The organism is Sphingomonas faeni (assembly GCF_040407565.1).
In the GTDB taxonomy this organism is placed as follows: domain Bacteria; phylum Pseudomonadota; class Alphaproteobacteria; order Sphingomonadales; family Sphingomonadaceae; genus Sphingomonas; species Sphingomonas faeni_F.
Genome location: NZ_JAPZPR010000010.1, coordinates 62,214 through 76,849 on the forward strand (window position 1 = coordinate 62,214; position 14,636 = coordinate 76,849).

14 protein-coding genes are annotated in these 14,636 nt (G+C 66.2%); 6 read left to right on the plus strand and 8 right to left on the minus strand.

The window, feature by feature from the left end:
- Window positions 1-3 precede the first annotated feature (3 nt).
- Window positions 4-486, minus strand: a complete 483-nt coding sequence (locus tag O6Y00_RS18600; protein WP_056050677.1) for a UPF0262 family protein — start codon at window positions 484-486, stop codon at window positions 4-6.
- 259 nt (window positions 487-745) lie between these two features.
- On the opposite strand from O6Y00_RS18600, the gene O6Y00_RS18605 reads away from it, so the two are divergent.
- Window positions 746-2,236: a replicative DNA helicase gene (locus tag O6Y00_RS18605; RefSeq protein ID WP_056050676.1), complete on the plus strand. Its 1,491-nt coding sequence runs from the start codon at window positions 746-748 to the stop codon at window positions 2,234-2,236.
- Window positions 2,237-2,399: 163 nt separating this feature from the next.
- Here the strand turns inward: O6Y00_RS18605 and O6Y00_RS18610 are convergent, their stop codons facing one another.
- The 7 genes from O6Y00_RS18610 to O6Y00_RS18640 all read right to left on the minus strand — a co-directional run bounded on the left by O6Y00_RS18610 (window position 2,400) and on the right by O6Y00_RS18640 (window position 9,760).
- The gene (locus tag O6Y00_RS18610; protein WP_353444056.1) at window positions 2,400-3,152 is read right to left on the minus strand and encodes a phosphoadenylyl-sulfate reductase; all 753 of its coding nucleotides are present in this window, start codon (window positions 3,150-3,152) and stop codon (window positions 2,400-2,402) included.
- A complete protein-coding gene (locus O6Y00_RS18615; protein WP_056050673.1) occupies window positions 3,145-3,585 on the minus strand; it encodes a DUF934 domain-containing protein in 441 nt (146 codons plus the stop codon). Before O6Y00_RS18615 ends, O6Y00_RS18610 begins: the two co-directional genes overlap by 8 nt.
- Window positions 3,578-5,209 (minus strand): nitrite/sulfite reductase, encoded by a 1,632-nt coding sequence (locus O6Y00_RS18620; protein ID WP_353444057.1) that lies wholly within the window; start codon window positions 5,207-5,209, stop codon window positions 3,578-3,580. The genes O6Y00_RS18615 and O6Y00_RS18620 overlap by 8 nt, the downstream gene beginning before the upstream one ends.
- 270 nt (window positions 5,210-5,479) lie before the next feature.
- Window positions 5,480-5,776, minus strand: a complete 297-nt coding sequence (locus O6Y00_RS18625; protein WP_353444058.1) for a DUF2849 domain-containing protein — start codon at window positions 5,774-5,776, stop codon at window positions 5,480-5,482.
- On the minus strand, window positions 5,773-6,564 hold the full coding sequence (cobA, locus tag O6Y00_RS18630) for a uroporphyrinogen-III C-methyltransferase (protein ID WP_353444059.1): 792 nt from the start codon (window positions 6,562-6,564) through the stop codon (window positions 5,773-5,775). The genes O6Y00_RS18625 and cobA overlap by 4 nt, the downstream gene beginning before the upstream one ends.
- A 244-nt stretch (window positions 6,565-6,808) precedes the next feature.
- Complete coding sequence (gene astD, locus O6Y00_RS18635) at window positions 6,809-8,221, minus strand: succinylglutamate-semialdehyde dehydrogenase (RefSeq protein WP_353444060.1); 1,413 nt, start codon at window positions 8,219-8,221, stop codon at window positions 6,809-6,811.
- Between the two features lie 180 nt (window positions 8,222-8,401).
- Window positions 8,402-9,760, minus strand: a complete 1,359-nt coding sequence (locus tag O6Y00_RS18640; RefSeq protein ID WP_353444061.1) for a protein adenylyltransferase SelO family protein — start codon at window positions 9,758-9,760, stop codon at window positions 8,402-8,404.
- Window positions 9,761-9,797: 37 nt separating this feature from the next.
- Between O6Y00_RS18640 and O6Y00_RS18645 the strand changes: the two genes are divergently transcribed.
- The 5 genes from O6Y00_RS18645 to O6Y00_RS18665 all read left to right on the plus strand — a co-directional run bounded on the left by O6Y00_RS18645 (window position 9,798) and on the right by O6Y00_RS18665 (window position 14,594).
- Window positions 9,798-10,679 (plus strand): alpha/beta fold hydrolase, encoded by an 882-nt coding sequence (locus O6Y00_RS18645; RefSeq protein WP_353444062.1) that lies wholly within the window; start codon window positions 9,798-9,800, stop codon window positions 10,677-10,679.
- A gap of 55 nt (window positions 10,680-10,734) precedes the next feature.
- On the plus strand, window positions 10,735-11,493 hold the full coding sequence (locus O6Y00_RS18650) for an SDR family oxidoreductase (RefSeq protein WP_353444063.1): 759 nt from the start codon (window positions 10,735-10,737) through the stop codon (window positions 11,491-11,493).
- Window positions 11,494-11,663: 170 nt separating this feature from the next.
- Window positions 11,664-12,773 carry a glycosidase gene (locus tag O6Y00_RS18655; protein ID WP_353444064.1) on the plus strand — a complete coding sequence of 370 codons (1,110 nt, stop codon included), beginning with the start codon at window positions 11,664-11,666 and terminating at the stop codon, window positions 12,771-12,773.
- Window positions 12,774-12,866: 93 nt separating this feature from the next.
- Window positions 12,867-13,304 (plus strand): hypothetical protein, encoded by a 438-nt coding sequence (locus tag O6Y00_RS18660; protein WP_353444065.1) that lies wholly within the window; start codon window positions 12,867-12,869, stop codon window positions 13,302-13,304.
- A 153-nt stretch (window positions 13,305-13,457) separates the two neighbouring features.
- Window positions 13,458-14,594 carry a glycosyltransferase family 4 protein gene (locus O6Y00_RS18665; RefSeq protein ID WP_353444066.1) on the plus strand — a complete coding sequence of 379 codons (1,137 nt, stop codon included), beginning with the start codon at window positions 13,458-13,460 and terminating at the stop codon, window positions 14,592-14,594.
- Window positions 14,595-14,636: the final 42 nt, after the last annotated feature.

The following is a 14,636-nucleotide window of genomic DNA, read 5'->3' on the forward strand; positions in this document are numbered from 1 at the left end:
CTTCTAGTTGCGGATGTGGAGGACGCAGATCAGCGTGAACAGCCGTCGCGCGGTGTCGAAATCGACCTCGATCTTGCCGTCGAGACGCTCTTTCAGCAGCTCGGCGGCTTCGTTGTGGACGCCGCGGCGCGCCATGTCGACCGTCTCGATCTGGGCGGGGGAAGATTGCCGGATCGCCTGATAGTAACTGTCGCAGATCGCGAAATAATCGCGGATCGGCCGTCGGAAGCGCCCAAGCGCGAGCACCAAAGTCTCGAGATGCGTGTCGTCTTCGCGGTGGATATGGATGCCGAGGCGTCCTTCCTCCGACTGGAGCTTGATCTTGTACGGCCCCGCATAGCCGTCGGCATAGGCGCGTTGCGGGGCGAAGTGATTGCCCTCGATCAGGTCGAAGATCGCGATCCGCCGCTCCTGCTCGACGTCTGGCGAGCGCCAGCCGAGACTGGTCTCGTCGAGTTGCACGTCGATGATCCGCGGGTCGGCCATCACGGTTCGATAGCGGGGGTCGTATCGCCTGTCACTTGGTCTGAACGCGTTGACGCCATGAGCACAACGGACTCCCCTCCCTGGAAGGGAGGGGCAGGGGGTGGGTAGGCCAGCTCTGGCCGCAACCGTTCGACGATCCGGAGACCGACCCACCCCCAACCCCTCCCTTCCAGGGAGGGGAGAAGGAGGAGGCGACTTATCCCCACATTCCGTCGCAGTGCGCTTGGACCGGACGCTCAGCATCGCGTAGGTGAAGCAGATGGCAACTCTCGCATTCCCCGTTCCCGCGGTCCCCGAACCGCAGCAACTTCCCCGCAACGTCGAAGCCGAGGCCGCGATGCTCGGCGCGATGATGATCGACAACCGGCTCGCGGACGACCTCGTCGACAAGCTCGAGCCCGGGCATTTCTTTGAACCCGTTCACGGCCGGATCTTCGCGGCGATCAAGACGCTGCGCGGCAACGACATGCTGGTGACGCCGGTGACGCTACGGCCGATGTTCGATGCGGACGAGGGCATGCGCGAACTCGGCGGGCCGGCGTATCTGGCTGGGCTGACGGGCAGCGGTGCAGGCCTGATCGGTGCGCGCCAGTTCGCGCAGCAGATCTACGACCTCGCGATGCTCCGTGCGCTCGTGTCGGTCGGGCGGACGCTGGTCGATCGCGCGATGGACACCTCCGAGGAGGTCAATCCGCGCGCGCAGATCGAGCTGGCTGAAGAAGAGCTGTTCAAGGTCGCGGCGGATGGCGGCTCCGAGAACACGGTGAAGTCGTTCGCGCAGGCGACGACTGCGGCGGTCAAGATGGCCGAGCGCGCGCTGAACTCGGGCGGTAACCTGTCGGGCGTCACCACCGGGATCGATTCGATCAACGCCAAGATCGGCGGCATGCATCACAGCGATCTCATGATCCTCGCCGGCCGTCCGGGCATGGGGAAGACGTCGCTCGCCACCAACATCGCGTTCAATGCCGCGCGGCGCTGGATGCGCGACATGGCCGACGGAATCGCCCCGAAGGATTCGGTCGGCGCGAAGGTCGCGTTCTTCTCGCTGGAAATGTCGGCGGATCAGTTGGCGACGCGTATTCTCGCCGAGCAGTCGCAGATCAGTTCGGAATCGCTCCGCATGGGTAAAATCAGCCGGACCGAGTTCGCACAGCTCGCCGCCGCCGCCGCGGAACTGGAGAACCTGCCGCTGTTCATCGACGATACCGGCGGTCTCTCGATCGGTGCGCTGCACACGCGCGTGCGCCGGTTGCAGCGTCGGCACAACAACGAGATCGGGCTGGTGGTGGTCGACTATCTCCAGCTGTTGTCGGGTTCGGGCAAGAGCAAGGACGGCAACCGCGTCCAGGAAATCTCCGAGATTTCGCGCGGGCTAAAGACGCTCGCGAAGGACCTCAACGTCCCCGTTTTGGCGCTGTCGCAGCTGTCGCGTGCGGTGGAATCGCGTGAGGACAAGACGCCGATGCTCTCGGATCTTCGCGAATCGGGCTCGATCGAGCAGGACGCCGACATGGTCTGGTTCGTGTACCGCGAGGATTACTACGTCGCGTCGAAGGAGCCCAAGCGCCCGGCGGAAGGCGACAGCTCGAAGATCTTCGAGGACCATGCGTCTTGGGCGGCGGAGATGGAGCGAGTTTACGGTTTGGCGGAACTGATCATCGCCAAGCAGCGCCACGGCGCGACCGGCAAGGTGCGGATGAAGTTCGATCCGACGATCACGAAGTTCTCGGATCTCGCCGAGTATTGATCCGCTTCTCCCTCGCCCCTCCGGGGAGAGGGAAGGGGCCCGCCGCACTTGCGGTGGGAAGGGAGAGGGGAGTGTGGCTCGGGACCTGGATCCCAACGCCCCTCTCCCTTCCGTCGCCAAGTGGCTCCTCCTTCACTCTCCCCGTCGGGGCGAGGGAATTGGATCAGATCATCGGGTCGTAATCGGTGGGGGCGTGGATGCCACATTCGACCTTGTCGAAACTGCGCCACCGCCCCGCACGGGGGTCTTCGCCGGGGGCGACTTTGGTAGTGCAAGGCGCGCAGCCGATCGAGAGATACCCCTGAGCCTCCAACGGATGCCGCGGCAACTCATGCTCCGCAAAATAGGCGTCGAGCTTCGCCTTATCCCAATCCGCCAACGGGTTGATCTTCAACCGGCCCTCATCCTCCTCGAACCGCGGCAAGGCAGTACGGGTCCCCGACTGAAACCCCTTCCGCCCCGAAATCCAGGCATCGAACGGCGCCAGAGCCCGCCGCAACGGCTCGACTTTCCGCAGATCGCAGCACCCGTCCGGATCATACGACCACCGCAACCCCGTCTTGTCCTTGATCGCCAGCAACCGCGGATCGGGCCGGAACACGCGCAGGTCCGTGAAGCCGAGCTTCTCTGCCAGCTCGTCGCGATACGCCAACGTCTCCCCGAACATCTTCTGCGTGTTCGTGAACACTACCGGCACGTCGACATCGACCTGCGCGACCATGTGCAGCAGCACCGCCGACTCCGCGCCGAACGACGACACCGCCGCGATCCGTCCACGCAACTCGCCGACGAGCAGTTCGAACAGCATTTCCTGTGCGGAGACGCCTTCGAACCGCTCCTGCATCGCCATTGCGTCGGCGCGCGTGAAGGGCGGCGTCACGTCGATCATGTCGAGTAGGCGCGCGGGGTCACCCATGGCGCAGCTTCCACACCGGCACCGCGCCGTCCGCCGCCTTCTGGTACGGCGTATCGTAGCGCTCGAGGCTCGCGCGCAGCACGTCGATATCGATCGGTGCCTGCGGTGCGAAGCTGTCGAACCCGCAGCGACGCATCAGCGGGATCTGATCGACCAGCACGTCGCCCTGCGCACGCAGCTCGCCGGTATAGCCCGCCTCGCGCAAGATCCGTGCGGACGAATAGCCACGGCCGTCGCGATAGCCGGGGAAGCTCACCTCGATCAGCGCAAGTTGGTCGATCTGCGGCAGCAGTGCGCGCGCGTCGTCGCCTGCCTCCAGGCGCACCGCCGCGGCGTTGCTCTGGCCGATGAACGAATCCAGCGTCACCGCGGGCTCGTCATGCGGCTCGTCGTCGCGGAAGCGGAGCAGCGTCTGGTCCGGATACTCAACCATAGATCGCCTCCTTGAACGTCTCGAAGCCGACGCGGCGGTAGGTGTCGAGGAAGCGTTCGCCGGGGTCGCGGACCTGCAGATACCGGTCCGTCACGCGCTCGATCGCATCGACCACGCCGTCCTCGGAGAAGCCGGGCCCGGTGATCTTGGCGAGGCTCACATCCTCCGCGCCCGAGCCGCCGAGCGAGAGCTGGTAATTCTCGGTGCCCTTCTTGTCGACGCCGAGGATGCCGATGTGGCCCGCGTGATGATGCCCGCAGGCGTTGATGCAGCCGCTGATCTTGAGCTTCAGTTCGCCCAGGTCACGTTGGCGATCGAGGCTGCCGAAGCGAGTCGCGATCTTCTGCGCGAGCGGGATCGAGCGCGCATTGGCGAGGCTGCAGTAATCCAGACCGGGGCAGGCGATGATGTCGCTGATCAGGTCGAGATTGGCTTCGGCGAGCCCCGCCTCGTTCAGCGCAGTCCAAAGGTTATGAAGGTTACGCCTATGAACGTGTGGCAGGACGATGTTCTGGGCGTGCGTGACGCGCAGTTCGTCGAAGCTGTAGCGCTCGGCGAGGTCGGCCATCAGGTCGATCTGGTCTGCCGAGGCGTCGCCGGGGATGCCGCCGACCGGCTTCAAGCTGATCGTTACGATAGCGTAACCATCCTGCTTGTGGGCGCGGACGTTCTGGTCGAGCCAGACGGCGAAGTCGGGGTCGCTACGATCGATGTCGGTGCCAGCGTCCGTGTCGAACGCTGGCGCGCCGAAGTGGCTCGTGATGCGCTCCAGCTCGGCCCGCGGGGGATCGAGACCGAGGCCCTTCACCGCGGCGAATTCCTCCTCGACTTGGCGGCGATATTCGTCGGCGCCGATCTCGTGGAGCAGGATCTTGATCCGCGCCTTGTAGATGTTGTCGCGCCGGCCATAGCGATTGTAGACGCGCAGGCACGCCTCGAGATAGCTCATCAGGTCGTCGGCGGGGACGAAGTCGCGGATCTCGTGGCTGATCATCGGCGTACGGCCCATGCCGCCACCGACGTAGATTTTCGCGCCGAGTTCGCCGTCGCGGACGTGCAGCCCGATGCCGATATCGTGCAGCCGCATCGCCGCACGATCCTCGTCCGCCGCGATCACGCAGATCTTGAACTTCCGCGGCAGGTACGTGAATTCCGGGTGGAACGTGCTCCATTGCCGGATCAGCTCGGCCCAGGGGCGCGGGTCGGCAACTTCGTCCGCGGCGGCGCCGGCGAACTGGTCGGAGCTGATGTTGCGGATGCAGTTGCCGCTGGTCTGGATGGCATGCATCTCGACCGTCGCCAGCTCCTGGAGGATGTCCGGAGTCTGGTCGAGCTGGATCCAGTTGAACTGGATGTTCTGGCGCGTGGTGAAGTGCCCGTAGCCGCGGTCGTACTTGCGCGCGATATGGCCGAGCATCCGCATCTGCCGCCCGTCGAGCGTCCCGTACGGCACCGCCACGCGCAGCATGTATGCGTGGAGCTGGAGGTACAAGCCGTTCATCAGCCTGAGCGGCTTGAACTGGTCCTCGGTCAGCTCGCCCGAGAGGCGGCGGCGGACCTGGTCGCGGAACTCGTCAACGCGCTGGTCGACGATCGCCTGGTCGTATTCGTCGTATTTATACATGCGGGGTTCCGGAAAAGTTTTGGTTCACGCGAAGGCGCGATGGCGCGAAGGGATTCAGAAGAATTTTGTTCGCGCGGAGACGCGGAGACGCGGAGGAGAAAGCACCCGCGCTAGCGGGCAACAAAGCTGAAGCGGCTAGCGAGTTTGAAGGCCGCTGCGCGGCAAGCGCAACACCTCCGCGTCTCCGCGTCTCCGCGTGAAACACCTTCTCACTAACCTCTTCGCGCCTTCGCGCCCCCTCGGCTTCGCTCAGGACAGGCTTTGCGTAAATCATATCACCCAGCTGCCCGCGGTCGGATCGGCGGGTTTGAGAGTCAGGTCGGGCCGCATCGTCGGGCCCAAAGCGCGGATGCGGTCCTTGATGTGGGCAGGGCGGGGGCCGTCTTCGGTCAGTGTCGCCTCGATCAGGTAGGGCACGTTGACGCGGCGGGCGCCTTCCTCCGCCTGGAGGATCGCTTCGCCGGCCACGCCGACATCGGCCGCATCCTCGATGTGGCGCGACCAGCCATTGCCGGTCCACCAGACGACGTCGCCGGTGGGAAGGTCGTTTCCGGTCAACAGCTTCATGCGGCGGCGTCCTCTGCTACGCGGGCCCAGCGGGCGAGTTTGTCTTGCGCGTCCGACAGTTCGACGACTTCGCCGACGACGATGATCGCGGGGCTTTTCACCGCCTCGCGCGTGACCATCGCGCCGAGATCGGCGAGCAATGTCCGGATCGCCCGCGAGCCCTCGAGCGTGCCGCGTTCGAGCACTGCGACGGGCATGTCGGGAGCAACGCCATCGGTCATCAGCTTGTCGGCGATGTCGGTCGCGCTCGCGATGCCCATGTAGATGACCAACGTCCGGCCTTGCCCAGCGAGCCCGGCCCAGTTCTGCTCGCTCAGGCCCTTGCACTGGCCCGCCACGAAGCTGACCGCGCTCGAATGGTCGCGGTGGGTGAGCGGCAGCATCGCCTCGGCGGCGCAACCCAGTGCGGCGGACACGCCAGGAATGACCTCGACGGGCAGGCCGGCAGCGCGGACCGCCTCGACTTCCTCGCCGCCGCGGCCGAACACGAACGGGTCGCCGCCCTTGAGGCGGATCACGATCGCGCCCGTCTTCACGTGCGCGATGATCAGCGCGTTGATCGCCTCCTGCGGCAGCGTATGGCGCGCGCGCTGCTTGGCGACCGAGATGCGCTGCGCGGACGGTGGCGCGATGTCGAGCACGCGCGGGTCGATCAGGCCATCGTGGACCACGACATCGGCGGTCTTCAGTGCCTCGACCGCGCGGACGGTGAGGAGGCCGGGATCGCCTGGCCCCGCCCCGACGAGGATGACGCGCCCGCGGGCGGTGGGATCTAGAAGGCTTGCCATGGACCAAGAGATGGGCGGCAACGTCCTGCGCCGCAACCGAATGATGCTATGGCGGGAGGTAGGAGAGCTTTTGTGGTGGGGGCATTCGTCGAACCCTCACGATCCTCACCCGCAGGGGGAGGTGGCGCCGAAGGTGACGGAGTGGGAGGACACGGAGCATCGGTTATCCCTTTCCTCCCCCTCCGTCTGGCAAGTGCCAGCCACCTCCCCCTTGCGGGGGAGGATCGTTAATCCATCACGTCGGTCAGCCGTCGCTGAGGCCGATGCCTATGCTCGCGCGCGCGCTTTCGGATTCGCTGCTGACGACGGGGTAGGCACAGTAATCGGCGGCGTAATAGGCGCTCGGGCGGTGGTTGCCCGACCAGCCGACGCCGCCGAACGGCGCGCCCGAGGAGGCGCCGTTGGTCGGCTTGTTCCAGTTGACGATGCCGGCGCGGATGTTGGCCCAGAAGCGGTCGTAGAGTGCCGGGGTCTGGCTGATCAGCGATGCTGACAGACCGTAGCGCGTATTGTTCGCCTCGGCGATCGCGGCGTCGAAATCGTCGACGCGGATGACCTGGAGCAGCGGGCCGAAGAGCTCGATATCGGGACGGTCGGCGATATCGGTGACGTCGATCATCGCGGGTTTGAGGAACGGCAATCCCTCGACGGGGCGTTCGAGATGACGGATCGGGCGACCGCCCCGCATCAGCAACGTGAGGAAGCTTTCGGTAAGCTGGTCGGCCGCCTCGTTGTCGATCACCGGGCCCATGAACGGAGCGGGGTTCGCATGGGGTTCGCCGACGATGATCCGGCCCATCATCTTGTCGATCGTCGCGATGAGCGGGTCGCAGAGCTTCGCGTCGACGATCAGCCGGCGCGCCGCGGTGCAGCGCTGGCCGGCGGTGGTGAACGCGGACTGGATCACCAGCACCGCGGCGGTATGAAGGTCGGGCGTGTCCCAGACGACGATAGGGTTGTTCCCGCCCATCTCGAGCGCGAGGATCTTCTCCGGCTTCTCGGCGAAGGCACGGTTGAGCGCGATGCCGGTGCGCGCGGACCCGGTGAACAGCAGGCCGTCGATGTCGGGATGCGCGGCGAGCGCCTTGCCCTCGTCGGGGCCACCGATGACGAGGCGGATGCATTCGGGCGGGACGCCCGCGGCGCGAAAGCATTCGACGAGGAAGGCGCCGACGGCGGGTGTCTTTTCCGAAGGTTTGAAGACGACCGCATTGCCGGCGATCAGCGCGGGGACGATGTGCCCATTGGGCAGATGCGCGGGGAAATTGTAGGGGCCGAGTACCGCGAGCACGCCGTGTGGCTTGTGACGAACGGCGATGCGCGAGCCCATCGTCGCCTCGAGCCGACGTTGCGCGGTGCGATCGGCATAGGCGCTGACCGAGATGTCGACCTTGGCGATGACCGTCTCGACTTCGCCGCGCGCTTCCCAGATCGGCTTGCCGGTCTCGCGCGCAATCAGGTCGGTGAACGCGTCGTTGCGCTGGCGGACGATGTTGGCGAAGCGCCGCATCGTTTCGATCCGGAACGCGAGTGGTTTCGACGCCCACGTCGCCCAGCCGGAGCGCGCGCAGGCGACTTCCGCGTCGACATCGCCGATCGGGTGGCGCCAGAGAATCGCGCCGGTGGCCGGCTCGTAGGAGATGATCTCGTCGGACATGCGCCGCTCTTGCCTTGTTTCGCGGCGAGTTTCCACTGCACGTGGTTAAGGCCGGTCTCACGATCCTCCCCCGCCAGGGGGGGCGGAAGGTGACGGAGGGGGAGGACACGCAAACGGGTGCTGCCGCTTGCCTCCCCCTCCGTCAGGCAAGTGCCTGCCACCCCCTCTGGCGGGGGAGGATCAGCGGAGCGCTTCGCCCATGTTACGGATCGCGGCGACTTTGGCGTTGAGCAGCGTCCAGTCGTCGTGCTCGGCGATTGGCGTCCAGATCGCCTCGACCTCGTCGATCAGCATGCTGCACGGTTCGCCCGACCAATAAGGATGCGCGCGATCCTTGCGCGGTTCGTAGGCCGCGAGCGCGGCGCGGACTTCGGTCCAGGGTTCGCCATAGGTATCGGGCAGGGTGCCGCCGAACGCGTCGAAGAAGAAGCGGTCGATGCCGACGCTCGAGGTGCGGAGTGCGCGTTCGGTTGCCTGGACGAGGTCGCGGTCGGCTTCGTCGTCGTGCGGGCGGACGCCGAGGCGCCAGAGGATCGCCTGCGTGACCTCGGGTTGGTAGCGCGGGCCGAACTGGTCGAGCGCGGCCACCAGCGGGTCGCTCTCGGCGATCTGGCGGAGCGCCACGGCCAGCTGCATCACGTCCCAGTGGATCGCCTCGGGCTGGCGGCCGAACGCGTAGAGCCCCTGGTGGTCGAAATAGGCGGCGGTGAAGGCCGGGTCCCAGGTCGGGGCGAACCGCCACGGCCCGTAGTCGAAGCTCTCGCCGGTGACGTTGATGTTGTCCGAATTGAGCACGCCGTGGACGAAGCCCGCCGCCATGTAGCGCGCCGCGAGACGCGCGGTGCGGCCGACGACGAGGTCGAGCAGGCGGACCGGATCGTCGCTGTTCTCGTCGTAGAGCATACGCAGCGTGTAGCCGACCAGTTTGTGCAATCCCGCTTCGTCGCGGTGGTAGGCGAGGCGCTGGAAGCTGCCGATGCGGACGTGGCTGTGGTTGAGGCGGACGAGCACGGCGGAGCGCGTCGGGCTGGGCTCGTCGCCGCGGTGGAGGTGCTCGCCGGTTTCGATCAGCGACAGCGTGCGCGAGGTGGGGACGTTGAGCGCTTCGAGCATCTCGGTCGCGAGGATCTCGCGGACGCCGCCCTTGAGCGTCAGGCGACCGTCGCCCGCACGGCTCCACGGAGTCTGGCCAGATCCCTTGGTACCGAGATCCATCAGGCGGCCGCGATTGTCGCGCATCTGCGCGAAGGTGAAGCCGCGACCGTCGCCGAGGTCGGGATTGTAGTTGCGGAACTGGTGGCCGTGATAGCGCAGCGCCAGCGGCTGGGGCAGCGTGCCGGGGAGCGGCTCGAACCGGCCGAAATGGCGCGTCCATTCGTCGTCCGTCAACGTGTCGAGGCCGACCTGAGCCGCGGCGCGGTCGTTGCGGAAGCGGGTTCGCGTCTCGGGAAAGTCGGCGGGCGCGACAGGGTCGAAGAAGCCGTTGCCGAGATCCAGGAGATTTGCTTCGGGGCGATACACTTGCGGGCGGGTGGGCATGCGGCGATATGGTGGCCGCTACCCGAAGGACGCAACCATGGCCGCATACGAAAACCTCTATTGGTGGTCCAACGACGGGCTGCGGCTGCACGCGCGGGACTATCCGGGGGGCGCGGAAGGCCAGCCGCCGATCCTGTGCATGGCTGGGCTGACGCGCAATGCGCGCGATTTCGATGCGCTCGCGGCAAGGCTGGCCGGGCGCTGGCGCCTGATCGCGGTGGATTTTCGCGGGCGCGGCGAGAGCGCCTACGCGAAGGATCCGATGTCGTATGTACCGCTGACGTATGTGCAGGACGTCGAGGCGTTGCTGACCGAACTCGGCATCGCTCGCTACATCGCGTTCGGCACGTCGCTCGGCGGGATCGTGACGATGCTGATGGCAGGGCCATCGCGCGGGCGGATGATGGCGGCGCTGCTCAACGACGTCGGGCCCGAGATCGACGCGCAGGGACTGTCGCGGATCCGCGGCTATGTCGGCAAGGCGAGCGTGTTCCCGACCTGGATGCATGCCGCGCGGTGCGTCGCGGAGAATAACGGCGACGTCTATCCCGACTGGCAGATCGAGGATTGGCTGGCGATGGCCAAGCGCCTGTACCGGCTCAACAGTTCGGGGCGGATCGTGCTCGATTACGATCTCAAGATCGCCGAGCCTTTCCGCGTGCCGGGCAACGAGGCGGGGCCGGACATGTGGCAGGGGCTGGCGTCGTTGCGCGACGTGCCGACCTTGATCGTGCGCGGGGGACGCTCGGACCTGCTGTCGGCGGCGACCGCTGAGCGGATGGCGGCATCGCTCGACCGGGCCGAGCTCGTGACGGTGCCGGGCGTGGGCCACGCGCCGACGCTGAGCGAGACGATGCTGCAGGAGCCGATCGACCGGTTGCTGGCGCGTGCGCTTGAGGGGGCGGCGATCCGCGCTTAGGGGAGGGCGGCGCGGCATGTTCTGCCCGCAGTCTGCTGACAAGCCGGGATACTTGATGACCGAACTCTCCGACGCCCACACCACCGTCCGCCCGCTGAAGGGCCGCCGCGCGATCATCACCGGGGGGACCACCGGGATCGGCCGGGCGATCGCGGTGCTGCTCGCGGCGGAAGGCGCCAAGGTCTATATCTGCGGCCGCGACGAACGCTATCTGCAGGACGCGCTCGCGCGCATCCGCGAAGTCGGCGAGGGCGACGGGATGATCACCGAACTCGCCGATCCCGACAAGGTCCGCGCGTTCTTCGATGCGGGCGAGGCGTATCTCGGCGGCTTCGACATCACCGTCATCAACGCGGCGGTGGCGGCGGGCGGCCTCATGCAGATGACCGAGGACGAACTCCGCTACGCGATCGCGGTCGATTTCACCGCATACATGCTGAGCGCGCACCACGCCGCGCACCGGATGACGCCGATCAGCGACATCGTCATCATCGGCTCGCTGAGCGCGCACATCCTCGGGCCGAGCTCGACCGTCTATGCAGGGGTCAAGGCGGGCATCGCCGGGTTCTCGGAGGCGTTGCGGCGCGAGCTCGGGCCGAAGGGGATCAAGGTCTCGCTGGTCGAGCCGGGCAAGGTCGGGTCGAACATGCAATATCCGGATGTGCCCGACGACAAGCAACGCGCGATGATCAAGGCGGAGCAGATGCTGCGCGCGGAGGATATCGCAGCCGGTGTCGAATTCCTGCTGACGCAACCGACGCGCACCGTGATCCAGCAGATCGTCATCGTCCCGCGGGCGCTCGAGGGGGAATAGGCGCGCGGCGGCTTGGCAGTATGTCGTCGAGCGCCAAGCCCTTCCCGTCATCCTGACGAAAGTCAGGACCCAGAGTAACGGGGCGGCGTCCTGCATGGCTCTGGGTCCTGACTTTCGTCAGGATGACGGAACAGGTGGAAGTCGCCCGACGTAAATCCAAGGAGTACAGCATGTTCGACCAGCTCGTCTTCACCCCCGCCGACATCGACCTGTCGCGATCGCCGCTGGCGGGGAAGGTCGGTGCCGAGACCTATGTGCTCGGCGCGTTCAATCCCGGGATGACGCGGCTGGCGAACGGCAATCTGCTGCTCATGGTGCGCGTTGCCGAGGCGCTCAGGCAACCGATCAAGAACGGCAACGTCCACGCGATCCGCTGGGACGACGGCGCGTATGTGCTCGACGCCTGGCCGCTGACGATGGTGGATACGAAGGATCCGCGGAAATTCCTGATCCCCGGCGGCGGGTGGAAGGTGATGGCGCTGACGTCGCTGTCGTGGCTGCTTCCGGTGGAGCTGGACGCCGAGGGGCAATCGGTGGTCGCGGTGCATTACGACAAGGCGATCGCGCCGCGCACCTCGTATCAATGCTACGGCGTCGAGGATGCGCGGATCTCGAAGGTCGGCGACCGCTATCTGATGACCACTTGTTCGGTCAGCCCGGAGCGGCATTCGACGACATTGTATTCGTCGGCCGACGCGCTCGACTGGCAGCTCGAGGGGATCGTGCTCGATCACCAGAACAAGGACATGCTGATCTTCGAGGGGCTGATCGACGGGCAGTATTGGGCGCAGACGCGACCGCTCGGCGACCTGTATTTCGCGTATCCGCCGGGTAGCGAATGGCGCAGCGGGCCGTCGATCAACCTGTCGCGCTCGCCCGATGCGCTACATTGGAAGCCGCACGACAAGCCCGGCATCCGACCGCACGCCGCCACCGTCGCGACCGCGCGAATGGGCGGCGGCGCGCCCCCGATCCTGACCGATCGCGGCTGGCTGACGTTGTGGCACGGCGTCGAGCCGTCGGGCGTCGTCGGGATATACCGGACGTACTGGTCGATCCTCGACAAGGCCGATCCGTCGATCACGATCGCGACGCAGCACGCCGCGCTGCTCGAACCCAGCCCCGCGCTGACCGAACCGCTCAAGGACAGCATGTATCTCGACAACGTCGTCTTCACGACCGGCATCGCCGATGCGGGCGACTTCTATGTCGTAGCGAGCGGTGAGGCGGACCTGGCCTGCCGGATCACGCATATCGGCAAGGACGCGTTCGCCGGGTAAGTGTTTCTTGTCGCGAAACACTGAATTGTTGCCAATCGACGAATGGAAGATCAAGACTGGCGAGCCGCCTTTATTGGGGCGGTCGATTAGGACATGGCCTTGACCCTTCCGCATCACGCCAGAGCGCTTGTCGTAGCGGGGACGTTGCTGTTTCTTCTTGGCCTTTGCCAAGGCGTGGTGGTGTCGATGTTCGCGAACCCTCGCATGGGACTGTCGGCGCACCTGACGGCCGTCCAGAGCGGCATGGCCTTGATGATATTGGGCTTGGTCTGGTCGAACGCGGCGTGGTCGAAGGTTTCAGAACCACTGTCGTTCTGGACGACGCTCGCCGGAACGATCGGCCTTTGGCTGGGCCTCACGCTCGCCGCGGCCACTGGCGCGAGCGAGGCTCTCCCGATTGCCGGCAAGGGGCATGCCGCGCCCCCGATCGTCGAGGCTGGCGTCGCGACCATGGTCATCCTCTCCGGCGGTCTGATGATCATTGGCTGGCTCCTGTTTGCGCTCGGGCTTCTCCGTTCGAACAGGCGCTAAGCCGAATGGCGGCGCTTCAGCCGGACCAGGGGAATACCGGCAACGCGAGGGTTCGGTCGGAGGCGTGCCCGCCCGGCGAACCATCGCGATCGACCTGTCAGGGATAAACCGCGTCCCTTGAAAGGCCGCCGATAATTCGGCATCCCCCGCCGCATGGCCACTCCCGTGAACATTCTCCATCTCCATTCCTCGTTCGATCTCGGCGGCAAGGAGGCGCGGGCGGTTCGCTTGATGAACGCGTTCGGGGATCGCGCGAAGCATACCATCGTCTCGGGGATGCCCGAGCAGACCAGCGCGCGGGAATCGATCGCGAAGGGCATCCGCTACGAGATCGCGCAGACCCCGCCGCCGCTGACCGGCAAGCCGTCGGTCAAGCGCTATGAGGCGATCGCGCAGTATATGCGGCGGTTCGACCTGGTGCTGACGTATAACTGGGGTGCGATCGATGGGGCGATGGCGCGGCGGGCGTTCAGCAAGGGCGCGCCGCCGCTCGTCCATCACGAGGACGGGTTCAACTCGGACGAGGCGTCCGGCCTGAAGATCGAGCGCAACATCTATCGGCGGCTCGCGCTGAGTGCTGCGTATGCGCTCGCGGTGCCGTCCGAGGTGCTCGAGGACATAGCGCTGCGAACCTGGAAACAGCCACGCGAGCGCGTCCACCGGATCGTCAACGGCATCGGCACCGCCTATTACGCGCAGAAGCCCGAGCCCAAGGCGATCCCGGGGTTCACGCGCAACGCCAAGGAAGTCGTGATCGGCGCGCTGGCGGGTCTGCGCGAGGTGAAGGACCTCACCGCGCTGGTGCGTGCGGTCGGCGGCGTGTCGGGGCGGATACGGTTGGTGATCGTCGGCGAGGGGCCGGAGCGCGCCAACATCCTGCAAGCCGCCGCGGCGATGGGGATGGCGGACAAGCTGGTGCTGCCCGGATTCCTCGATCGGCCGTACCGGTATATCGGGAATTTCGACATGCTGGCGCTGTCGTCGCGGAGCGAGCAGTTCCCGATCTCGGTGGTTGAGGCAATGGCGGCGGGCCTACCGGTCGCGAGCTATCCGGTCGGCGATCTGCGGCGGATGGTCGCACCCGAGAACCTGCCGTTCGTGACCGAGATCGCCAACGAAGTCCGGCTGCGCGACGCATTGCAGGCTTTGGTGTCCGACCCGGCGCTGCGGGCCTCGGTCGGGGCGGCGAACCAGGCGAAGGCACGCGCCGAGTATGACGAGGGCGTGATGATCGCGCGCTACCGTGATCTGTACGAAGCCGCGTTGCAACGGCCAGGTGCGCTAACTTAGGTCGCAATTTGCTCGCACGATGCGTCCGTGCGTTCTAGTAGG